This is a genomic window from Methylobacterium sp. E-045 (genome assembly GCF_022829685.1).
Classification (GTDB): Bacteria; Pseudomonadota; Alphaproteobacteria; order Rhizobiales; family Beijerinckiaceae; genus Methylobacterium.
In genome coordinates this window covers 276,105-296,711 of sequence record NZ_JAKSYE010000125.1, presented here as the reverse complement: position 1 = coordinate 296,711, position 20,607 = coordinate 276,105, and the positions used below count along the sequence as shown (strand labels likewise).

Genomic DNA, 20,607 nt, shown 5'->3' with positions numbered 1-20,607 from the left:
TGAAGAAGCCCTGCAACATCCGTGCGGGCATAGACGGGCCTCATCGCGGCGCATATCGCGCCGGACTTCCGGCCCACCCTCCGCCGGGCTGCTTCCGTGCGGGACAGGAAGGATCGCGATCGATACCGACCCTTTTCCACGACCGCCCCGAGCGGCGGACGTGTCCTCCCTGAGCCAGGGAGGCGCGAGGCGGCCGGGCCTTGCGCCTCCTTTGGTCGCCTCAGCTCTGGACGAGGACGTTCCGGAACTGCCAGGGGTCGCTCTCGTCGATGTTCTCGGGGAACAGGCCGGGGCGGCCGGTGAGCGGGGTCCAGTCGGTGTACACGCCGACCACGGGGCCGAGATACGGCATCTGGACTTCCAGGCAGCGGCGGAAATCCATCTCGTCGGCCTCGACGATGCCGGCCTCCGGGTTCTCGAGGGCCCAGACCATGCCCGCAAGCACGGCCGAGGTCACCTGAAGGCCGGTGGCGTTCTGGTAGGGCGCGACGCGACGGGTTTCCTCGATGGAGAGCTGCGAGCCGAACCAATAGGCGTTCTTCTCATGGCCGTAGAGGAGCACCCCAAGTTCGTCGATCCCATCGACGATCTCGTTCTCGTCGAGGATGTGGTGCTTCTCCTGCACCTCGGCCGCCTTGCCGAACATCTCGTGAAGCGAGAGCACGGCGTCGTTGCAGGGGTGGTAGGCGTAGTGACAGGTCGGGCGATAGGCGGCACGCTCGCCCTCCAGCACCGTGTAATAGTCGGAGATCGACACGGCCTCGTTGTGGGTCACGAGAAAGCCGAACTGACCTTCAGCCGTCGGCGTCCAGGACCGCACGCGGGTGTCTGCGCCGGGCTGGAGCAGGTAGATTGCGCAGCGCGAGCCCTTCTCCTGATCGCGGGCATTGTCCGGGCGCCAGGTCTCGTGGGTGCCCCAGCCGAGCTCCGCCGGCTGGTTGCCCTCGGAGACGAAACCTTCCACCGACCAGGTGTTGACGAAGACACCCATGGGCTTCGGGCCCTTGGCGCGCTGGGTGTCGCGCTCGGCGATGTGGACGCCCTTCACGCCGACTTCGCGCATGAGGGCGGCCCACTCGTCGCGGGTCTTCGGCTCCGGCGTGGTCAGGCCGAGATCGGAGGCGACGTTGAGAAGCCCCTGCTTCACGAACCAGGAGACCATGCCCGGATTGGCGCCACAGCACGAGACGGCGGTGGTGCCGCCGGGGCTGGCGGCACGCGCGTCGAGGATGTCCTGGCGCAGGGCGTAGTTGGTGCGGTCACCCTGGCTCTTCGACTTGTCGAAGTAGAAGCCGGGCCAGGGCTCGGCCACGGTGTCGATGTAGAAGGCGCCGAGTTCGCGGCACAATTCCATGATGGCGCGGGAATAGGTGTCCACGGAGACGTTCACGCAGAAGCCCTGGCCGCCGCCCTCGGTGAGGAGGGGCGTGAGGATCTCGCGGTAATTGTCCTTGGTCAGCGCCACCTGCTCGAAGCGGAGGCCATGCTGGTCGGCCAGGGACCTGTGGGCGTCCGAGGGCTCGACGACGGTGAAGCGCGCCTTGTCGTATTCGAAATGGCGCTCGATGAGCGGCAGGGTGCCGCGACCGATCGAGCCGAAGCCGATCATCACGATGGGACCGCTGATGCGGCCGTGGACGGGCCAGGAGGTGGCGGCTTCGGTCATGCGGGCATTCCTTCTTCTCGGCCCCGCTCGAACTCAACGAGCGAGGCACGTCCTTAGTCGGCGGAAATGACGGTCAGGCGACGGGCTAGTGGCGGGTCGAGGGCGCGCGGTCAACCACATCGCCGCGTCCCGCCTCATGGACCACGAGTGGGCCGAGGGGGAAGAGCATTAACATGGCGTTGCGCCGACGCATGATTCAAACGCGGGTCGCCTTCCCGTTGGACGCCGTTGCGAACGGTCTGCGCCACGTTGATATTGCAATGCAACAAACACCATATCGATCAAGACCAAGGGACGGGAAACGCCAGAACGCCAGATGACGGAGTTCCGATGTTATCCTTGTTTATCGCCAATACGCCCGCGCCGGCCGAAGAGCCGATCGATCGCGATCCGGGCGTCATCACCCTCGCTGCGGCCCTGATCCGCGCCGTGCGCCGCCAGCACGATGCCGCCTTCCGCCGCCGCTGCGATCAGGCGACGACGACCACGACCGCCGTCTAGCGCTCACGCCGCCTGTCGTCGTGCATCCAATCCTTCCGGACAGGCCGCCTCTTCGAGGATGCCTGAAGCGGAGAGGATACCGGTCGCTCCGTCGAGGGCGCCTTTGCGGAGGTTGACCCCGAGGAACCGGGCCCGCTCGAACGGGCCGGGCATGGCCAGACCCGCCACGAGATCACCTGAAAATCCGAAGCGGGCGTAATACGGCGCATCGCCGATGAGGACGATGGCGCCGTGACCGAGGGCGCGAGCCCTGCCGATCGAGGCCCACATCAGGGTGCTGCCGAGACCGTGGCCCTGGAGCGAGGGATCGACGGCGAGCGGCCCCAGGAGCAGGGCAGGCCGCCCCGGGCCCGCCTGCACATGCCACAGACGAACGGTGCCGACGACACGGCCGCTCAGTTCCGCGGTCAGTGAGAGACAGTTGGCGGGCATGCGTCCCTCGCGCAGACGCTCCGACGTCTTGAGGACCCGCGCCGGGCCGAAGCAGGTATCGAGCAACTGCTCCCGAGCCGACACATCGCTCGGCCGTTCGTCGCGAATTTCGATCAAGGCCGTGCCCTTTCCCAGGTCCTACCGGGTAACTCAACTGACGTGACGGCGTGCGGTTCTGTGCCGGAGATGGGCGATGGAACCGTCCGCGTCCGCGGCCGAACGACCGTCAAGCCGTTCGGCCGCCGATTCTATCCACGTCAGATGACGTATTGCTGAAGGGGCGGGAAGCCGTTGAACGCCACCGCCGCATAGGTCGTGGTGTAGGCTCCGGCCCCCTCGATCAGCACCTTGTCGCCGATGGAAAGCGAAACGGGGAGCGGGTAGGGCATCTTCTCGTAGAGCACGTCGGCCGAATCGCAGGTCGGCCCGGCGAGCACGCAGGGAGACATGCGGTCCTCGTCGTGCTCGGTGCGGATCGCGTAGCGGATCGACTCGTCCATGGTCTCGGCAAGACCGCCGAACTTGCCGATATCGAGATAGACCCAGCGGATCTCGTCCTCGGCATCGGATTTCTTCGAGACCAGGATCACCTCGGCCTCGATCATGCCGGCATTTCCGACCATGCCGCGACCGGGCTCGATGATGGTCTCGGGCAGCTGGTTGCCGAAATGCTTGGTGAGCGCGCGGAAGATCGCGTCGCCGTAGGATTCCACACCCGGCACGGCCTTGAGATACTTGGTGGGGAAGCCGCCACCGAGATTGACCATGGACAGGGTGATGCCCCGGTCCGCGCATTCGCGGAAGATCGCGGAGGCGGAGGCGAGCGCCCCGTCCCAGGCTTCGGTGTTGCCCTGCTGCGAGCCCACATGGAAAGATACGCCGTAGGCGTGCAGGCCCTGGCGGCAGGCATGTTCCAGCACGTCGACGGCCATCTCCGGCATGCAGCCGAACTTGCGCGACAAGGGCCATTCGGCCCCGGCGCCGTCGCAGAGAATGCGGCAGAACACCTGGACCTCGCCGGCTTCGATCCCGATCGAATCGGCCGCGCGGGAAATCTTCTCGACCTCGGCTTCGCAATCGACGGCGAAGAGGCGCACGCCGAGCTTGAGCGCGCGGCCGATGCAGCGCTCCTTCTTGATGGTGTTGCCGAAGGAGATCCGGTCGGCGGTGGCGCCGGAGGCGAGGGCCATCTCTACCTCGACCACGGAGGCCGTGTCGAAGCAGGAGCCCATCTCGGCGAGCAGGCGCAGGACTTCCGGAGCCGGATTCGCCTTCACCGCGTAGAAGACGCGGGTATCGGGCAGCGCGCGGGCGAAGGCGGTGAAGTTGTCGCGCACGACATCGAGGTCGAGCACCATCACCGGGCCTTCGTCCTGGCCCATGTCACGGCGAGCGCGCAGAAAATCGCGGATACGATCGGTCATGGTCGTTCCAACCCACAGGTTCGCGAGCGCCCGTTCGTGGGGCGCGCTGTCGAAATCGGGACGGCGATCAGCCGTCCGGCGTCTGGGGGCGATGCGACGCGACGGGCGGCGTGCTTTGGAGACACGTCGTCGACCGCGGGCGCATCAGCACCCGGAAGCTGCCGTGGATTGGAAGGGGGATCCCCACCGCACGCCGGGCAAAGAGAAACAAGCCTCTTCGGTGCCAGCCTTTGGAGGGCCGACGAGACCAAAAAAGCCCGTTCGTCGTTGCTTTAAGCTGCGTCCCCCGTGGAGAGCGGGGTTCGCCGGTTTCGCCTCCGGCTGCCGGTTGTTGTCGGGGTCCGGTGTTGCCACCTGGATGCCGGCCGGAGGGAATCCACCCTGTCGACCATCGATCCTTTAAGACCCCTGGCGGCTGTCCGGCAGTTGGCCGGATGCCCACCAACCGACACGCGGCCACAGGCACGTGCGAAATTGGGCAAGGCGCATATACGTCTCATGCGCCTCCGCCACAAGGAAAAACGGGTTCTCCTGCACCGGAAACCCGGCCGTCGCCCCCTCATTGTGACCCAAAAGGCTCACCCGGATCGGTGGGCCCTTTCCAAGGGATGCCGAACGGGTCATTGAGCAGGCGGTTCTCATGCTGTTCGAACCAGTCCGATCCACCACCTCGTCCCGGGGCGCCAAAGCGTTGCAGAGGCCTCGGAGGCCCGCTGACGCGGGCACCTGCCGATGAGCTGGTCGGGTTGGGACGATGCGATACGATCTCACCGTCTTACACGCCCACGAAAAGCGCAGGATCATGACCGAGCCCACCCGACGCGCGCTTCTCACCGGGATCGCCGCCCTGTCCGTCGCCGGCACCGTGTCGACGGCGCAGGAGGGGCGCGCACCCAAACCCTTCGATTTCGAGGCGGTCGAGCGGCGCGCCGCGGAGCTCGCGAAGGTCGCCTACGATGCCCGCGTGCCGACCCTGCCGGCGCCCATCGCCAAGCTCGATTACGATGCCTGGCGCGACATCCGCTTCCGGCCTGACAAGGCGTTTCTCGGGGGGGACGGCAGCCCCTTCCGGCTGCAGCTCTTCCATGTCGGCTTTCTCTACACGCGCCCCGTCACGGTGAACCTCGTGCGGCGCGGGATCGCGACCCCGATCGCCTATCAGTCGAGCCTGTTCGACATGGGGCGGACGAAACTCGACAAGCCACTGCCGGTGGATCTCGGCTTTGCCGGCCTCCGCTTCCACAGCTACCTCAACAAGCCGAACCTCCTCGACGAGCTTATCGTCTTCCTCGGCGCGAGCTATTACCGCTTCCTCGGGCGCGATCAGCTCTATGGCCTCTCGGCGCGGGGCCTCGCCCTCAATGTGGAGGGGGAGGGTGCGCCTGAAGAATTCCCGGTCTTCCGCGAGTTCTGGGTGACGATGCCGGAGACGAACGCCGACGCCCTGCTGGTCCACGCCCTGCTGGACAGCCCCTCGGTGACAGGCGCCTTCGCCTTCACTGTGAAGCCGGGCGACGAGACCAGCGTCGCCGTTCGCTCGACCCTGTTCCCGAGGGTCGCGCTCCCCTCCGTCGGGCTCGCGCCGCTGACCTCCATGTTCTTCATCGGCGAGAACGACCGTCACCATTCGGACGATTACCGGCCGGAGCTCCACGATTCCGACGGGCTCCAGATCGCGGCCGGATCGGGCGAATGGCTGTGGCGCCCCCTGGACAATCCGACGGCGCGACGCATCTCGTCCTTCGTCGATCGCGATCCCAAAGGGTTCGGCTTGATGCAGCGCGACCGTGCCTTCGAATCTTACCAGGATCTCGAAGCCTCCTATGGCAGGAGGCCGAGCTACTTCGTGGAGCCCGAAGGCGGATGGGGCGAAGGCGCCGTCACCCTGATGGAGCTGCCCACTGACACCGAGGTCAACGACAATATCGTCGCCTCTTGGCGCCCGAAGCAGCCCTATCCGGCGGGCGAACCGATCCGTCTCGCCTACCGCGTGCGTGCGTTGAGTTCGGGGACCGACCTGCATCCGGGTGGACGTGTGGTGAACACCTTCCTGGCGGCGACCAGCGCCAGCGGCGCCGCCAAGGGGGAGGAAGCGAAGGGAGCGTTGAGCCATCGCTTCCTCGTCGATTTCGCCGGTGGCGAGCTGCCCTATTATCTCCCCGATCCAAGCAAGGTGGAAGTGGTGGCCGGCGCCTCGCAGGGACGGATCACCGCGACATCCCTCGTCCCGAACCCGCATACGGGCGGGCTCCGGGCGGCGATCGACATCACCCTCGACGCAGCGGGCCAATCGACCGATCTCCGCGCCTTCCTGCGTGCCGGCGGGAGAGCGCTGACCGAAACCTGGGTCTATCCCTGGACCGCAGCGTGAGCGCCCTGGCTCCCGCGAGACCTGCGGTCGCCGCGGTCACGATCCGCCCGGCGACATTGGGCGACCTCGACGCGCTGGTCGCCCTCGAACACGCCGCCTTCTCCAGCGACCGAGCGGAGCGGAGGGCGATCCGCCACGCCATCGGCTCTCCGTCGATGTCGCTGCTGGTGGCGCTCGATGGCGGTGACACGTCCATCCTCGTGGCGGCGGCCACCCTGGAGCGCCGGAAGGGAAGCCTCGCCTGCCGGCTGTCGTCCATCGCCGTGTCCCCCGGTCGCGCGGGACAAGGGCTCGGCGGCATCATGCTCGACGCGGCGGAGGCCGATGCGAAAGCGCATGGCTGCACGACCCTGCGGCTCGAGGTGAGAGCCGACAACGGCGCCGGCATTCGTCTCTACGAGCGCCATGGCTATACGCGCTTTGCCGTCCTCGAAGAGTATTACGAGGACGGGATGGAAGCGTGGCGCTACGAGAAAGCCTTGTAGCCAGGCGCTACTGACAGGCGAACGAGCGAACCTCCCACTGCAGGCATTCCGGGCCCCTCGCGGAGCCCGGAACGATGCGGAATGGCTGGATCGCAGATCCGGGACGGGGAACGGTCCCGTGTCGGATCAGTCGCAGGACTCGCGGGTCACCGTCTTGCGGTCGCCCTCTTCGTTCTCGCGGGTCACCGATTTGACCCGACAGCCGTCACGGGTCTCGCGGGTCTCGACGGTACGGGTCTCGGATGCCGGTCGCTCGACGATGACGCGCTCGGGCACCTCACGCTCGATGATCGTGGTCTGGGCCTGAACCGCGGAGGCGCCGAAGAGGGTCAGCAGCGCGGCGGTGGTGAGGATCGATTGACGCATGGACATCTCCTTCGAAACCATGCGCTCCAACGACGGGGCGAGCTAGACCGTTCCCGTCATCGAACCTGAACGGCCGAATTCTGCCCCTCGTGCCTCGCGAGGGGCTATCCCTCGATCTTCGAGAAATCGGCGACCTCGCGGGTGGCCGCCCGCAAGGCGTTGAGCAGGGCGAGGCGGTTCTCGCGCAAGGCCGGATCATCCGCATTGACGATGACCGTCTCGAAGAAGGCGTCTACCGGCGCGCGCAGGGTCGAGAGCGCCCGCATGGCCCCCGAGAAATCCTCCGCCATTACGGCCGTCGAAGCGGAGTCACGCGCGGCCACGAGCGCCTGGGACAAGGCCTGCTCCTCCGGCTCGCCGGAAGCGGCGATGGCGGCACGATCCGGCTCGGCCTCGTAGGATCGCCCGTCCTTCTTCTCCTCGATCCGCAGGATGTTGGCCGCGCGCTTGTAGCCGGCGAGCAGGTTCTTGCCGTCGTCGGTCTCGAGGAACTGGCCCAAAGCCTCGACGCGGCGCACCACCATCAGGAGGTCGTCCTGACCGGGCAGGGCGAAGACGGCGTCGATGAGGTCGTGGCGGGCGCCCTGGTCGCGGAGATAGACTTTGAGGCGGTCGGCGAAGAAGGCGAGGAGATCGCCGGGAAGGGGATTATCGAGGCTCCCGTGGTTCTCCAGTGCGGCCCTATCGCGGTCGTCATCTCCGGAAAAGGACATGACGACGACGTGCCGGTTCTTCTGAACATAAAACGCGTCCTCCAACACATCCTCTCGGAGATTGAGACGCAATCCATTCTCGAGAATGAGTCGGACCACACCGAGGGCTGCCCTGCGCAGCGCGTAGGGATCCTTGCTGCCCGTAGGCTTCTCATCGATCGACCAGAAGCCGGCGAGGGTATCGAACTTGTCCGCCAAGGCCACAGCGATGGAAACAGGATCGGCCGGCACCCGGTCGGAGGGACCGACCGGTTTGTAATGCTCTTCCACCGCCGCACAGACGCTGGGATGTTCGCCCTGAAGCGCCGCATACTTGCGGCCCATGAGGCCCTGAAGTTCCGGAAACTCACCGACCATCTCGGTGACGAGATCGGCTTTCGCGAGCTGAGCGCCGCGACTGGCGAGTTGTACGTCGGCGCCAATGGCGGAGGCGATGCCACGGGCCAGCGACGCGATACGCGCCACCCGCTCGCCCTGCGTGCCGAGTTTCTCATGGAAGACGATCGTGTCGAGCTTCGGCAGACGGTCTTCGAGCTTGATCGCCTTGTCGGTCTCCCAGAAGAACTTCGCGTCCGAGAGGCGGGCGCGGACCACGCGCTCGTTGCCGCCGGTGATCGCCATGCCGCCGTCGCTGGAGATCAGGTTCGAGACCAGGATGAAGGCGGGAGCCAGGGTGTCGGAGCCCGATTCGCGCAGGACGAAGCACTTCTGGTTGGCCCGGATGGTGGCGCGGATCGCCTCGGCCGGGATGTCGAGGAAGCTCGGATCGAACGTCCCGAGAAGGACCACCGGCCATTCCACCAGTCCGGCGACCTCGTCGAGCAGGCCCTCGTCCTCCACGAGCTCGAGGCCGCGCGCGAAGGCGAGGTCGCGGGCATCATGCAGGATGATGTCCTTGCGCCGCTCCGGATCGAGCACCACTCTGGCGCGCTCGAGCGACTGGACGTAATCGGCGAACCGCCGCACCTCGATAGCGTTCGGGGCCAGGAAACGGTGACCGTAGGTGGTGGTGCCGGCGGCGATCCCGTCAATGGAGAAAGGCACGATCTCGGGCGTCTCGGTCTCGGGGCCGAAGGTCGCCACGATGGATTGCAGCGGCCGCACCCAGCGTAAGGAGCCCGGCTGGGTGGAGGCCGCGCCCCAGCGCATGGATTTCGGCCAAGGGAAGCTCTTGATGATCGCGGGCAGGATCTCGGCCAGCACGTCGATCGTGTCCCGGCCGGGCCGCTCGATGACGGCGACGTAGAACTCGCCCTTCTTCGGGTCGGTGACGGTGCTCGCCTGATCGAGGCTCGTCAGGCCCGCGCTCTTCAGGAAGCCCTGGATCGCCCCGTCCGGTGCGCCGACGCGGGGCCCCTTGCGCTCCTCGCGCACATCCTTGCCGCGCGGCGGCAGGCCGGCCACGTGCAGGGCGAGACGGCGCGGCGTGGAGAAGGCCTTGGCGCCCTCGTAGAGGAAGCCGCGCTCCACCAGGGCGTCGGTGACGAGCTTCCGCAGGTCGTCGGCCGCGCGCCGCTGCATGCGGGCGGGAATTTCTTCGGAGCGCAGTTCGAGGAGGAGATCAGGCATGGGGGAGGGGCGTCCGAGGTGATGTTCAGGGTATCATCGGCGTGTATCGAAGCGCACCGCCGTGCTCGTCAGATCTTGTCAAAGGACCGGCCTCACGCAGCCCCGCCGCCCTCCGTGCGCAGCCACGCCGCGCCACAGGCCTTGGCCAGTTCGCGCACCCGCAGGATGTAGCTCTGCCGCTCCGTCACCGAGATGACGCCGCGCGCGTCGAGCAGGTTGAAGACGTGGCTGGCCTTGATGCACTGGTCGTAGGCCGGCTGCGCCATGCGGTGGCGCGCGTCGTTGGCGGCGGCGGCTGGTTCCCCCGCATCGAGGTAGCTCCGGCAGGCTTTTTCCGCGTCGGTGAACTGGCGGAACAGCATGGCGGTGTCCGCCGCCTCGAAATTGTGCCGCGAATATTCCTGCTCGGCCTGGAGGAAGACGTCGCCGTAGGTGACCTTCGCGTCGCCCTCGCCCCCGTTGAAGTTCAGGTCGTAGACGTTCTCGACGCCCTGCACGTACATGGCGAGGCGCTCGAGACCGTAGGTGAGTTCGCCCGCGACCGGCGCACACTCGATCCCGGCGACCTGCTGGAAATAGGTGAACTGACTCACCTCCATGCCGTCGCACCAGCATTCCCAGCCGAGCCCCCAGGCCCCCAGGGTCGGGCTCTCCCAATCGTCCTCGACGAAGCGGATGTCGTGGAGCTTGAGGTCGACGCCGATGGCATCGAGGGAAGCGAGGTAGAGCTCCTGCAGGTTCGGCGGGTTCGGCTTCAGGATCACCTGGAACTGGTAGTAGTGCTGCAGCCGGTTGGGGTTCTCGCCGTAGCGGCCATCCTTCGGGCGTCGCGAGGGCTGGACATAGGCCGCCTTCCAGGGTTTCGGCCCGAGCGCCCGCAGGGTCGTGGCGGGATGGAAGGTGCCGGCCCCCACTTCCATGTCGTAGGGCTGGAGGATCACGCAGCCCTGCGCGGCCCAGAAATTCTGCAGCGTCAGGATCAGGCCCTGGAACGAGGTCCTGGGTGCGAGATCGACAGCGCTCGGCAGGGCTTGTGCGCTCGACATGGGGAAGCTTCCGGTCAGCGGGAAAGGGCGGCAGCGTTTAAGAGGCGGGCTTGCGGAGTCAAGCCGAGCCGTTTCCGGAATGCGGGTGCGCGGCGACACACATTTTCGCCACGATCGGGTTTATCGCCGGAACTGTCCCGCTTGTCGCTTGTTCTTAGCACAAATCGAGGGATAAGCCGGCTCGCAAAAGAGCGGCGAACATTGCGGAGGCCGGACCATGCGCAAGTCGATCACTGTATTCGCCGCAATTTTCTCAGCATCTTTGGCCGCCACGCCGTTCGTCGTCGGAGCCTCGAATGCCCTGGCGACCACCGACAAGACCGACATCGTCGCCATGCCGGCACCCGTGACGGCCATCGAGGTCTCCTCGGTTCCGGCCCCGGTCTCTACCGAGAGCTGCACGCGCAAGGTTCGGGTCGTCTACTCGGGCTACGGCGCCCCGTCGTCGGCCTGCACGATCGCCATCCGCTGAGCCGTCACAGCCCGTAACGCGCCCAGGCCGCCCGCTCCTCGATGGCGGCGAGGGCGTCTGCCGCGAGACCGGTGCCGGCAAGGCCGATCATGGTCGAGCCCGGCACGGCCCGCCTGAGCAATCTGCCGACGAACGAGCCCTGCTTCTCGGCGACAAGCTTCAGCACGACGTCGTCTCCAAAGCGGGCCCTCAGGGTCGTTCGCACATCTCCCAACTCATCGACGAGACCGAGGGGCAGCGCCTGTCGCCCTGTCCAGACTGCGCCGGTGAACAGGTTCTCGCGGCCCGCTCTCACGGCGGGCCGGCGCTCGTTGACGAGCGTGGTGAAGAGATCCTGCACGTCGGCCTGGATCGCCTTGAGCCGCACGAGGTCCTCGGGATTTTCGGGACGGAACGGGTCGAGCATGGCCTTGGCCTCGCCCTGTGTATGGACGCGTCGCTCGATGCCGATCCGCTCGATGAGTTTGTCGAACCCGAAACCGGCCGAGACCACCCCGATGGATCCGATCAGCGAGGTCGGATCGGCGATGATTTCGTCCGCCGCGCAGGCGATCATGTAGCCGCCGGAAGCGGCCACATCCTCGACGAAAGCGTAGACGGGCAGCTTCTTCTCCACGGCAAGCGCGCGGATGCGGCGGTGGATGAGGTGGGATTGCGCCGGCGATCCGCCGGGCGAGTTGATCACGAGCGCCACCGCGGACACGTCCGCCATGCCGAAGCCGCTTTCCAGGCTGGACGCCACCGTCGCCATGGAGAGCCCGGAACGCAGGGGCGACACGGCACCGATCACACCGTTGAGGCGGATTACCGCCACGGTGGGTTTACGATTACGCCATGCCTTCGGAACCATCGGGTGAAGGTAGCGCGGCAGGGCCAGGGGCATCGGTTTCGTCTCGGTTGAACGGTGAGGTCAACGGCACGGAAGCGTTGGAGTGCCGTCGCTTCCAGACCAGACATCACGAAATGGCGACGATCGAACCGTTTTACAGGCTTCGCCGTTTCACTCTGCCGGTATCGCAGCACTCGGCCGCAGGCCAGCGGTCACCGGGGAGTCATCCGCCAAAGCAGGGAGGTTAACCATCATGCGTATCGTGACGTGGATGATCGTTTTGATCGGGGTGCTGGGCGGGGCCTACGGGTCCCTGTCCCAGGCACGCGCGGCGCCGCTACCCGTGGCTGCCGTCACGGGCACCGCCGGAACGGAACTCGTGGAGAAGGCGCATTGGCGTCGACACCACTGGCGCCGCCATCATTATTGGCATCGGCGCCATTTCTGGCACCGTCCGCATTACGGCTACCGCCGGCACTACTGGCGGCCGCGGTACTACCGCCCGGTCTACGGCTATCACCGTCCGGTCTATGGCTGGCGCCGTCCCTACTGGCATCGGCGCCATCATTGGCATCGCCATCACTGGCACCGCCGCCATCATCACTGGCGCCGGTTCTACTGAGCAATCGAGCTGACACAGATCCGTTCGCGGCGAGGAGTCTTCCTCGCCGCGAAGACCATCAGGACGGCCAGGGCAGCCCGCGGTGAAGCGCATCGGCCTCCGGTGTCATCGCTCCGTCGGTGCCCTGCAGGATGAGGGGAGGCGCCAGGCTGAACGGCGCATGGCTACCCTTGATACCCGTCACCAGCACCCGGATCGCCGGTCGCTCACTTCGTGCCTGGACCGGCCTCACGACAATCCCGCCGAAACGCCGATGCAGGGCGGCGAGGCAATCCGGCAGGGCATCGGCACGATGGACGAGGCCGAGCGTCCCGCCGGGCTTCAGGAGATCAAGACAGGCCTTCAGCCAGGATTCGAGATCACCATCGGAAAAGGTATGGGCCGAGGCCTTTCCCGGTACGGGCGATGGCCTGTGGCGCCCGGATTCGAAGAAGGGCGGGTTGGTGAGGACGAGTTCCGCCATGTTCGGCGACAGGCCAGCCGTTCTCCGCCCCTCGATGGAGAGAATGTCGGCCGCTATCACGCGGACCCGGCCATCGACGCCGTTCTCGTCGATGTTCCTCGCCGCGAGGACGGCGAGATCCGGATCACGCTCCACCAGGACGACGTTCGCCGTCGCCTCGTAGGCGGCCATCGCCAGCCCCACCGCCCCGGTGGCTGAACCGACATCGACGACGACCGCCCCGGGTGGCGGCTTCACCAAACGGCTCAGGAGCACCGCGTCTGTGCCGGCGCGATGCGCCCCGCGCGGCGGCTGATGCAGGCGAAGACGGCCGCCAAGCCAGAGATCGGCGGTCGCGGCCTCGGTGCTGAATTCAGGCATCGCGCAGTTCGTGCGCGAGGCCTGCGTCCTCCAGAAGCCGTCGCGCATCGGACGCATGATCGTCGGGGACCAGAAGCCGGCGGGCGAAAGCGCCGATCGAACCTTCGAGCAGGCTCATGTGAGTGTCGGCGATCAGGACGGGGATCTCCGCCCCCTGCAACAGCGACTCGGCAAAGCCCATGAGGACGATGTCGTTGCTCCGGATCAGCTCTGTCATGCGTCCACCCGCCCCATCGGCGGCTCCCTGCCGCCGCCCTTTGTATACAGGGAGAAACGCGGGATGTTGCAGCGCCTCGGCGCGCATGCGAAGGGGTGCCCGCGTGGATGTTGGTCACGGGAGATGGCCCGGTCGAGTGGATCGGCCCGAGCGGCGGGTACGCCGCCGGAATCTGCCCGGTGTGAAAAAGCTCGGGAGGCATCGCGTTTGGGTGTCGTCGTTTCCTTCGATGAGGGCCGCTCCGATCCGGAGTCGAGCCTGAACGATCTCGTGGCCCTGGTCGCCAAGGGCATGGAGCGCGTGAACGCGACCATCCTGTCGCGGACCGGGTCAGACGTCGCGATGATTCCGGAGGTGGCCAACCACCTCATCGCCTCCGGGGGCAAGCGCCTGCGCCCCATCCTCACCCTCGCCACCGCCGATCTCTGCGGATACGGGGCCGGGGAGGGGGCGGTGAAGCTCGCCGCCAGCGTCGAGTTCATGCACACGGCGACCCTGCTCCACGACGACGTGGTGGACGAGAGCGACATGCGGCGCGGCCGCGTGGCGGCACGGATCAAGTGGGGCAACGAGGCGAGCGTGCTCGTCGGCGATTTTCTCCTCGGCCAAGCCTTCCGTATGATGGTGGAAGTCGGCTCGCTGCGTGCCCTCGACATCCTCTCGGCCGCCGCGACCGTCATCGCGGAGGGCGAGGTGATGCAGCTCACCGCCGCCAAGAACACCGAGACCTCAGAGGACGAGTATCTCGCCGTCATCCGTGCCAAGACCGCGGAACTGTTCGCCGCCGCCTGCGAGGTGGGACCGGTGATCGCCGACCGTCCGCGGGCGGAGCAGGCGGCGTGCCGTTCCTACGGCATGAATCTCGGCATCGCCTTCCAGCTCATCGACGACGTGCTGGATTACGGCGGCACCAGCGCCTCCATGGGCAAGAACGTCGGCGACGACTTCCGCGAGGGCAAGATCACCCTGCCGATCGTGCTCGCGTTCCGGCGGGGGACGGAGGAGGAGCGGGCGTTCTGGCGCCGGACTCTTCAAGACGGAAACGTCGAGCCGGCCGATCTCGATACGGCGCTGGCGATCCTGCGGAAGCACCGCGCGCTGGAGGACACGATCGACCGGGCGCGGCATTACGGCGCCATCGCCCGTGACGCCCTGGCGCTGTTCCCCAACGGGCCGATGAAGTCGGCCCTGCTGCAGGTGGTCGATTTCTGCATCGCCCGGGCCCACTGAGCCGATCCCGGCGCGTCACCTGAGCCGGGCAGGGGCGTGCCGTCACCGCAGCAAGGCGGCCCGAACCCACCAGGACGGCTGAATCGCGCGGATGGCCGCCGCCGCCCGAACCGCGTCGGATCGGGTGGCGAACACACCGAACACCGTGGCCCCGGAGCCGGACATGCGGGCTAGCCGGCATCCCGGACGGTCGCGTAGGGCCAGGAGCGTGTCGGCGATGACGGGGGCCACCGTGAGCGCCGGTGCTTCCAGATCGTTGCGAGCCGGCGTCACCGCCGCCAGGGTCTCGTCGGAGCCGAGCCCTCGCGCGAGGATCGGATGGGCCTCGCCGGCATGGCGCTGCCCCACCGTCAGCCCCAGGGCCTTGAAGACCGGCGCGGTGGCGACCGGTACGCCGGGATTGATGAGCACCGCCGGCAGGGGCGCGAAAGACAGCGCCGGCCCGACATCCTCTCCGGCTCCGCGCATCATCCGGCCGCGCGGATCGAGGCAGACGGGTACGTCCGCCCCGGTGGCGCGGGCGGCGTCGACGACGGCGGGGTGATCGAGGGGAAGGTCGTTGAGGCGCGCGAGCAGCCGCAGGGCGGCAGCGGCATCCGACGAACCGCCGCCGATCCCGGCGGCGACGGGCAGGCGCTTGATCAGGTGAAAGCCACCGATGCGAAGGCCGGGGACGGCCTCGGCGAGGGCACGAGCGGCGCGGATCACGAGATTGTCGTCGAGGGGGCCGGCCGGTCCGGCGGTGGGGCCTGATACGTGGAGGGTCAGCTCGACGCCGGGCGCCAGGCTCAGGGTATCCCCCGATCCGGTGAAGGCCACGAGGCTCTCGAGCTCGTGGTAGCCGTCCGCCTCACGACGGCCGAGGACGTGAAGGGTGAGGTTGATCTTCGCCGGAGCGCGGGTGACGAGGATGGGCACGGCTTGCTCTGTCGGAGAGGGGCGGGTCTGTCGACCGCGGGAACGCGCGGCCGGTCTCGCCCCGCGATCCCCCGCCCGTCAAGCCGGTCTCAGCCGCCGGTCTTCTTGTCGGCCGCACCCGGCGGCTCGCTCGGTGCCGGCGCGCCCTTGGGCAGTTCCGGATTCACCTTCGCGGGTTCGGGAGGGTTCTCTGCCGTGGCGGCGGGCTTCTCGAGTTCCGGCAGGCCGTCCTTCAGCTTGGCGTTGATCTTGACGAGATCGTCCGGCTCCGGGTTCAGGTCCTTGGCGTGCTGCCACTGGAACTTGCCTTCGAGACGCCGTCCCGAACGCCAGTAGGCATCGCCGAGATGGTCGTTGATGGTCGGGTCGCCGGGCTTGAGCTCGATGGCCTTCTCCAGCTCGCGCACGGCATCGTCGTAGCGGCCGAGGCGGAAATAGGCCCATCCGAGGCTGTCGATGATCATGCCGTCGCGCGGGCTCGCATCGACGGCCTGTTTCAGCATGGTGAAGGCCTCGTCGATATTCATGTTCTGGTCGACCCAGGAATAGGCGAGGTAGTTGAGCACCTGAGCCCGGGCCGCCGGCTGTGTCGGCGGGACCAGCTCCAGTGCCTTCTTGAGGTCGGCCTCGGCCTTGGGCCACTGCTTGGCCCGCTCGTAGGCGGTGCCGCGGAAGTAGAACGTCGTCCAGTAATTCGAGGCCGGCTGCTTGCCGATGAGTTCGATGGCGCGGCTGTAGGTGGCCGCCGCCTCCTCGTACTTCTTGCGCGAGCGCTGCACGTTGCCGAGGGCGGTCACGACGTCGATGCTGTCGGGATGCTCCTTCATGGCAGCGTCGAGGAGCTGGATCGCCTCTTCGCCCTTGCCGAGCTGCTCGAGATTGAGCCCGATCTGGATGTCGGCATTGAGCTTCAGTGGCGAGGATGCCGGCATCTGCGCATAGGCGTCGTTGGCGCGCTCGGTCTGCTTCATCCGGTCGAGCGTATCGGCGAGGGTGAGGCGGGCGAGGGCGTGCTCGGGGGCGAGATAGAGGGCGAGGCGCAGGTAGACCACGGCGGGCAACTCGTCGCCCTGGGTCGATCCGGCCGAGCCGAGCCCGTAGAGTACCTCGCCGGCGCCCTCCTGAGCGGTGTTGACGAGGCGGGTCAGGGGCTTGCCGGCCTTCAGCTTGTCGAGGGCGTCGCGCACGATGGGGTGGCGCGGCAGCAGCTGATCGAAGGCGGTGTAGGCCTGGATCGCGAGGTCGGTGCGTCCGGCCTGCGCCTCGAAGCGGGCATAGGCATCGACGATGCGCAGTGTGTTCTGGTCCGCGTCGTAGGCGGCCTTGAGCCGGCGCTCCGCCTCCGCCTGGTCGCCGACGAGGTTGGCGATCAGGCCGGCATGGAAGTCGCGGAAGGTGTTGTAGGAGCGCTCGCCCTTCAGCTTGTTCACCACTTCGAGGGCGCGCTTGCCGTCATTGGCACCGGCATAGGCCCAGGCGGTCAGGAGGGTACTGGTCAGGTCGGCCGCGGCACCCCGTCCGCTGCGGGAGAAGTTCTGGCGGGCCTGCGCGAACTGGCCGGCCTTGATCTGGCGCACGCCGAGGCTGAGCTGGGCGAGGCCGTTCGATCCGTCGCGGGCGGTGAGGCGCTCGGCCGCACGGAAAGCGTCGGGCAGGGCACCGTCGGCGAGCAGCGACACGAAGGCGCGCTCCAGCAGTTCGGCGTTGCGCGGATCGGCCTTGACCGCCTCGCGGTAGAAGCTCGCCGCGGCGGTGGTGTCCTTCGACGCCCCGGCGATATAGGCGGACAGGAAGTTGCCCTCCAGCGACTCGGCCGGCTCGTACTCCGTCACCGGGGCCGATTCCCGAGGCTGGGCAGCCAGGGCCGTGACCGACGTCGCCACGGAGGCGGCGAGGCACAGGGCGAGAGCCGAGAGGGTCCGGCGGGTCGCGGCGTTTCCGTTCATGGGCACCAGTCGCGTTTGTAGCGCATCGTCCGTGAGGGACCGATGCCGATCGGGCGGGGACACTGAACTCTTCCCGCCATCCTCGCAAGGCGAAAGGATGGCGGGCACTCGGGCTCCGGTGCGCCCTCACATGTTGGGATAGTTCGGCCCGCCCGGCCCCTCCGGCGTCACCCAATTGATGTTCTGGTTGGGGTCCTTGATATCGCAGGTCTTGCAGTGGACGCAGTTCTGCGCGTTGATCTGGTAGCGGACGCCGCTGCCCTCCTGCACCCATTCGTAGACGCCGGCCGGGCAATACCGCGCCGAGGGGCCGCCGTAGACGTCGTGCTCAGAAGACTTCTGGAGCGCCGCATCCTTGACGTTGAGATGCGGCGGCTGGTCCTCCTCGTGGTTGGTGTTCGAGAGGTAGACCGAGGAGAGGCGGTCGAAGGTCAGCTTGCCGTCGGGCTTCGGGTAGACGATCGGCGTGACCTCGGAGAGCGGCTTCGTGGCGGCGTGATCCGGCTTGCCGTGTTTCAGCGTTCCGAACGGCGAGGCGTCGAGGATCGTCTGCGACCACATGTCGAGCCCGCCGAGGCCCACGCCGACCAGCGTACCGTATTTCGACCAGAGCGGCTTGACGTTGCGGACGCGCTTGAGGTCGCGGCCGATGTCGCTGTCGCGCCAGCCCGCCTCGTAATCGGTGAGTTCGTCGCCCTGCCGGCCGGCGGTGAGGGCCGCCGCGATGGCCTCGGCCGCCTGCATGCCGGAGAGCACGGCGTTATGCGAACCCTTGATGCGCGGAACGTTGACGAAGCCGGCCGAGCAGCCGACGAGACAGCCGCCGGGGAAGACGAGCTTCGGAACCGATTGCCAGCCGCCCTCCATGATCGCGCGGGCGCCGTAACCGATGCGCTTCGCGCCCTCGAACACGTCGCGGATCATCGGGTGGGTCTTGAAGCGCTGGAACTCCTCGAACGGCGACAGGGTCGGGTTCTCGTAGTTCAGATGCGTGACGAAGCCGACGGAGAGCAGGTGATCGTCGAAATGGTAGAGCCAGGAGCCGCCGCCGGTCTTGTTGGAGAGCGGCCAGCCCATGGTGTGCCGCACGAGGCCCGGCTCGAACGTGTCGGGCTTGAGCTGCCAGAGTTCCTTGACGCCGAGACCGTACTTCTGGTGGTCGCTATCCCGGTTGAGCCGGAAGCGGTCGATCAGGGTCTTGGTGAGCGAGCCGCGCGCGCCCTCGCCGAAGATCGTGTACTTGCCGCGTAGCTCCATGCCGCGGGTGTAATCGTCACGCGGTTCGCCGGAGCGACCGATGCCGAGATCGCCGGTGGCCACGCCGATGACCGTGCCGGCATCGTCGTAGAGCACCTCCGAGGCCGGGAATCCGGGATAGATCTCGACGCCGAGCTCTTCGGCCTTCTGGCCGAGATACTTCGTCACGTTCGAGAGCGAACCGACGAAATTGCCATGGTTCGACATGAATTTCGGGAAGGCGAAGTTCGGCAGCGAGACGCCGCTGTTCTTGGTGAGGAACAGGAACTCGTCGCGCTCAACCTCGGTCTTGAGCGGCCGGGTCTCGTCCTGGCGCCACTCGGGAAGCAGACGATCAAGCCCGAGCGGATCGATCACCGCGCCGGAAAGGATGTGCGCACCGACTTCGGACCCCTTCTCGACCACCACGACGGCAAGATCGGCGGCGATCTGCTTGAGGCGGATCGCGGCGGCGAGGCCGGCGGGCCCCGCACCCACGATCACCACGTCGAAATCCATACCCTCGCGCTCGGGCAACGCCATCCTATAAACTCCTCCTGCCGCGCCAGCCGCGACCGATCGAGGCCGGCCATCGGATGCGCGATGTTATGATTGCGAACACTCTCAACCGATTCCAAGCTGGGAACGCAAGCCTGCGGATGGTCTCAGCATGGTTAGAGCCGTCTCGCCGCCCGCCCAATGGCCGCGTAACGTGCCCGACGAAGTGTTGTCCACAGGCTCGTCAGGGGCCACATCGAGAACCATGAGCCAAGGCCCCGACCATCCGCGCGACGTGATCGCCGAACTGGACTTCCACGTGGAAGCCGGCGTCGATCTCTGCCTCGACGAACGGCCGCACGACCGCTTCTCCGAAATCGAGGAGGCGTCACCCTGGCGTCCGACGCCGGCACGGCGCGGATCGCCATCGTCCGACTCGTCGCTCCGGGTCGAGCCACCGAGTGATGGGCCGCAGGTCGATCCGGTGCTTCCCCGTCGCGAGTTGCCACCCCGGGGGCAGGCGCCGGTGCCCCCTCCGGCCCGGACCTATGGACAATCCGCGTCAGCCAAACCCGGCGAGGCGGCGGGGGACGCGCGGGCGCGGGCACGCGACGTCGCCTCCCTCGAGGAGCTGGAAGCGCTGCTCGCCGCTTTCGATGGCTGCCCGCTGAAATTCACGGCCAAGAACCTCGTCTTCGCCGATGGCAACCCGGCGTCGAAACTGATGTTCATCGGCGAGGCGCCGGGAGCCGACGAGGATCGCGTCGGCAAGCCGTTCATGGGCCGCTCCGGTCAGCTCCTCGATCGGATGATGGCGGCGATCGGCCTCGACCGGACGAAGGCCTACGTCACCAACATCGTGCCGTGGCGGCCGCCGGGAAACCGCAACCCGACGCCGCAGGAGGTGTCGATCTGCAAACCCTTCATCGAACGGCAGATCGAGCTCGCCGACCCGGACGTGATCGTCTGCCTCGGCAGCCCGGCGACGCAGGCGATCACCGGTACGAAGGACGGCATCCTGAAGGCGCGCGGACGGTTCTATCCCTATCGCGTGGGCGACCGGGAGGTGAAGGCGCTGGCCACCCTGCACCCGGCCTATCTCCTGCGTCAGCCCCTGCAGAAGCGCCTCGCCTGGCGGGATTTCCGGCTGTTGAAGGCGACCCTGGACGGCAAGGCGTAGGGCGAAAGGCGTGGTCCAAGCGGAACCGTATCTTTCACCGCGGGATTAGTTCGGGCACACGGG

At 67.2% G+C, this 20,607-nt stretch carries 19 protein-coding genes; 7 read left to right on the top strand and 12 right to left on the bottom strand.

Annotated elements, in window-relative coordinates; translation table 11 throughout:
• Window positions 1-220: 220 nt before the first annotated feature.
• A complete protein-coding gene (locus MKK51_RS24710) occupies window positions 221-1,666 on the bottom strand; it encodes a homospermidine synthase (protein WP_243981986.1) in 1,446 nt (481 codons plus the stop codon).
• A gap of 330 nt (window positions 1,667-1,996) precedes the next feature.
• Between MKK51_RS24710 and MKK51_RS24705 the strand changes: the two genes are divergently transcribed.
• Window positions 1,997-2,167 (top strand): hypothetical protein, encoded by a 171-nt coding sequence (locus tag MKK51_RS24705; protein ID WP_243981984.1) that lies wholly within the window; start codon window positions 1,997-1,999, stop codon window positions 2,165-2,167.
• A 3-nt stretch (window positions 2,168-2,170) separates the two neighbouring features.
• On the opposite strand, the gene MKK51_RS24700 is transcribed toward MKK51_RS24705, so the two are convergent.
• Window positions 2,171-2,716 (bottom strand): GNAT family N-acetyltransferase, encoded by a 546-nt coding sequence (locus tag MKK51_RS24700; protein ID WP_243981982.1) that lies wholly within the window; start codon window positions 2,714-2,716, stop codon window positions 2,171-2,173.
• Between the two features lie 140 nt (window positions 2,717-2,856).
• Window positions 2,857-4,023 carry a type III PLP-dependent enzyme gene (locus MKK51_RS24695; protein ID WP_243981980.1) on the bottom strand — a complete coding sequence of 389 codons (1,167 nt, stop codon included), beginning with the start codon at window positions 4,021-4,023 and terminating at the stop codon, window positions 2,857-2,859.
• Between the two features lie 802 nt (window positions 4,024-4,825).
• Between MKK51_RS24695 and MKK51_RS24690 the strand changes: the two genes are divergently transcribed.
• The gene (locus MKK51_RS24690) at window positions 4,826-6,394 is read left to right on the top strand and encodes a glucan biosynthesis protein (protein ID WP_243981978.1); all 1,569 of its coding nucleotides are present in this window, start codon (window positions 4,826-4,828) and stop codon (window positions 6,392-6,394) included.
• Entirely contained in the window at window positions 6,391-6,879 is a 489-nt protein-coding gene (locus MKK51_RS24685) for a GNAT family N-acetyltransferase (RefSeq protein WP_243981976.1), read from the top strand. The genes MKK51_RS24690 and MKK51_RS24685 overlap by 4 nt, the downstream gene beginning before the upstream one ends.
• Before the next feature lie 126 nt (window positions 6,880-7,005).
• On the opposite strand, the gene MKK51_RS24680 is transcribed toward MKK51_RS24685, so the two are convergent.
• The 3 genes from MKK51_RS24680 to MKK51_RS24670 form a co-directional block, all read right to left on the bottom strand.
• A complete protein-coding gene (locus MKK51_RS24680; RefSeq protein ID WP_243981975.1) occupies window positions 7,006-7,245 on the bottom strand; it encodes a hypothetical protein in 240 nt (79 codons plus the stop codon).
• A gap of 104 nt (window positions 7,246-7,349) precedes the next feature.
• Window positions 7,350-9,527 (bottom strand): glycine--tRNA ligase subunit beta, encoded by a 2,178-nt coding sequence (glyS, locus tag MKK51_RS24675; RefSeq protein WP_243981973.1) that lies wholly within the window; start codon window positions 9,525-9,527, stop codon window positions 7,350-7,352.
• Between the two features lie 92 nt (window positions 9,528-9,619).
• Window positions 9,620-10,573 carry a glycine--tRNA ligase subunit alpha gene (locus MKK51_RS24670; RefSeq protein WP_243981972.1) on the bottom strand — a complete coding sequence of 318 codons (954 nt, stop codon included), beginning with the start codon at window positions 10,571-10,573 and terminating at the stop codon, window positions 9,620-9,622.
• Between the two features lie 217 nt (window positions 10,574-10,790).
• Between MKK51_RS24670 and MKK51_RS24665 the strand changes: the two genes are divergently transcribed.
• Window positions 10,791-11,045, top strand: coding sequence for a hypothetical protein (locus tag MKK51_RS24665; RefSeq protein ID WP_243981969.1), 255 nt, complete (start codon window positions 10,791-10,793; stop codon window positions 11,043-11,045).
• 4 nt (window positions 11,046-11,049) lie between these two features.
• Here MKK51_RS24665 and MKK51_RS24660 read toward each other — a convergent pair whose 3' ends face one another.
• The gene (locus MKK51_RS24660; protein WP_243981968.1) at window positions 11,050-11,928 is read right to left on the bottom strand and encodes a S49 family peptidase; all 879 of its coding nucleotides are present in this window, start codon (window positions 11,926-11,928) and stop codon (window positions 11,050-11,052) included.
• 199 nt (window positions 11,929-12,127) lie between these two features.
• Between MKK51_RS24660 and MKK51_RS24655 the strand changes: the two genes are divergently transcribed.
• On the top strand, window positions 12,128-12,496 hold the full coding sequence (locus tag MKK51_RS24655; RefSeq protein WP_243981966.1) for a hypothetical protein: 369 nt from the start codon (window positions 12,128-12,130) through the stop codon (window positions 12,494-12,496).
• Window positions 12,497-12,554: 58 nt separating this feature from the next.
• On the opposite strand, the gene MKK51_RS24650 is transcribed toward MKK51_RS24655, so the two are convergent.
• Together MKK51_RS24650 and MKK51_RS24645 are read right to left on the bottom strand one after the other, a co-directional pair.
• Entirely contained in the window at window positions 12,555-13,319 is a 765-nt protein-coding gene (locus MKK51_RS24650) for a tRNA1(Val) (adenine(37)-N6)-methyltransferase (protein ID WP_243981964.1), read from the bottom strand.
• Window positions 13,312-13,536, bottom strand: coding sequence for a DUF2007 domain-containing protein (locus tag MKK51_RS24645; protein ID WP_243982278.1), 225 nt, complete (start codon window positions 13,534-13,536; stop codon window positions 13,312-13,314). Before MKK51_RS24645 ends, MKK51_RS24650 begins: the two co-directional genes overlap by 8 nt.
• A 207-nt stretch (window positions 13,537-13,743) precedes the next feature.
• On the opposite strand from MKK51_RS24645, the gene MKK51_RS24640 reads away from it, so the two are divergent.
• Window positions 13,744-14,766, top strand: coding sequence for a polyprenyl synthetase family protein (locus tag MKK51_RS24640; protein ID WP_243981962.1), 1,023 nt, complete (start codon window positions 13,744-13,746; stop codon window positions 14,764-14,766).
• Between the two features lie 42 nt (window positions 14,767-14,808).
• Here the strand turns inward: MKK51_RS24640 and MKK51_RS24635 are convergent, their stop codons facing one another.
• From MKK51_RS24635 to MKK51_RS24625, 3 genes are all read right to left on the bottom strand, one after another.
• Window positions 14,809-15,684 carry a 4-(cytidine 5'-diphospho)-2-C-methyl-D-erythritol kinase gene (locus tag MKK51_RS24635; protein ID WP_243981960.1) on the bottom strand — a complete coding sequence of 292 codons (876 nt, stop codon included), beginning with the start codon at window positions 15,682-15,684 and terminating at the stop codon, window positions 14,809-14,811.
• 89 nt (window positions 15,685-15,773) lie between these two features.
• Entirely contained in the window at window positions 15,774-17,630 is a 1,857-nt protein-coding gene (locus MKK51_RS24630) for a tetratricopeptide repeat protein (RefSeq protein ID WP_243981958.1), read from the bottom strand.
• 126 nt (window positions 17,631-17,756) lie between these two features.
• Window positions 17,757-19,409, bottom strand: a complete 1,653-nt coding sequence (locus tag MKK51_RS24625) for an electron transfer flavoprotein-ubiquinone oxidoreductase (protein ID WP_243981956.1) — start codon at window positions 19,407-19,409, stop codon at window positions 17,757-17,759.
• 220 nt (window positions 19,410-19,629) lie between these two features.
• On the opposite strand from MKK51_RS24625, the gene MKK51_RS24620 reads away from it, so the two are divergent.
• On the top strand, window positions 19,630-20,544 hold the full coding sequence (locus MKK51_RS24620; RefSeq protein ID WP_243981955.1) for a uracil-DNA glycosylase: 915 nt from the start codon (window positions 19,630-19,632) through the stop codon (window positions 20,542-20,544).
• Window positions 20,545-20,607 lie beyond the last annotated feature (63 nt).

Bases quoted from the DNA above. Each gene is read 5' to 3' on its own strand.
- MKK51_RS24625 (WP_243981956.1), bottom strand. From the start codon at position 19,409: ATGGCGTTGCCCGAGCGCGAGGGTATGGATTTCGACGTGGTGATCGTG.
- MKK51_RS24670 (WP_243981972.1), bottom strand. From the start codon at position 10,573: ATGTCGAGCGCACAAGCCCTGCCGAGCGCTGTCGATCTCGCACCCAGG.
- MKK51_RS24665 (WP_243981969.1), top strand. From the start codon at position 10,791: ATGCGCAAGTCGATCACTGTATTCGCCGCAATTTTCTCAGCATCTTTG.
- MKK51_RS24710 (WP_243981986.1), bottom strand. From the start codon at position 1,666: ATGACCGAAGCCGCCACCTCCTGGCCCGTCCACGGCCGCATCAGCGGT.
- MKK51_RS24620 (WP_243981955.1), top strand. From the start codon at position 19,630: ATGAGCCAAGGCCCCGACCATCCGCGCGACGTGATCGCCGAACTGGAC.
- MKK51_RS24650 (WP_243981964.1), bottom strand. From the start codon at position 13,319: ATGCCTGAATTCAGCACCGAGGCCGCGACCGCCGATCTCTGGCTTGGC.
- MKK51_RS24630 (WP_243981958.1), bottom strand. From the start codon at position 17,630: ATGAACGGAAACGCCGCGACCCGCCGGACCCTCTCGGCTCTCGCCCTG.
- MKK51_RS24655 (WP_243981966.1), top strand. From the start codon at position 12,128: ATGCGTATCGTGACGTGGATGATCGTTTTGATCGGGGTGCTGGGCGGG.
- MKK51_RS24660 (WP_243981968.1), bottom strand. From the start codon at position 11,928: ATGCCCCTGGCCCTGCCGCGCTACCTTCACCCGATGGTTCCGAAGGCA.
- MKK51_RS24705 (WP_243981984.1), top strand. From the start codon at position 1,997: ATGTTATCCTTGTTTATCGCCAATACGCCCGCGCCGGCCGAAGAGCCG.
- MKK51_RS24695 (WP_243981980.1), bottom strand. From the start codon at position 4,023: ATGACCGATCGTATCCGCGATTTTCTGCGCGCTCGCCGTGACATGGGC.
- MKK51_RS24645 (WP_243982278.1), bottom strand. From the start codon at position 13,536: ATGACAGAGCTGATCCGGAGCAACGACATCGTCCTCATGGGCTTTGCC.
- MKK51_RS24690 (WP_243981978.1), top strand. From the start codon at position 4,826: ATGACCGAGCCCACCCGACGCGCGCTTCTCACCGGGATCGCCGCCCTG.
- MKK51_RS24680 (WP_243981975.1), bottom strand. From the start codon at position 7,245: ATGCGTCAATCGATCCTCACCACCGCCGCGCTGCTGACCCTCTTCGGC.
- glyS (WP_243981973.1), bottom strand. From the start codon at position 9,527: ATGCCTGATCTCCTCCTCGAACTGCGCTCCGAAGAAATTCCCGCCCGC.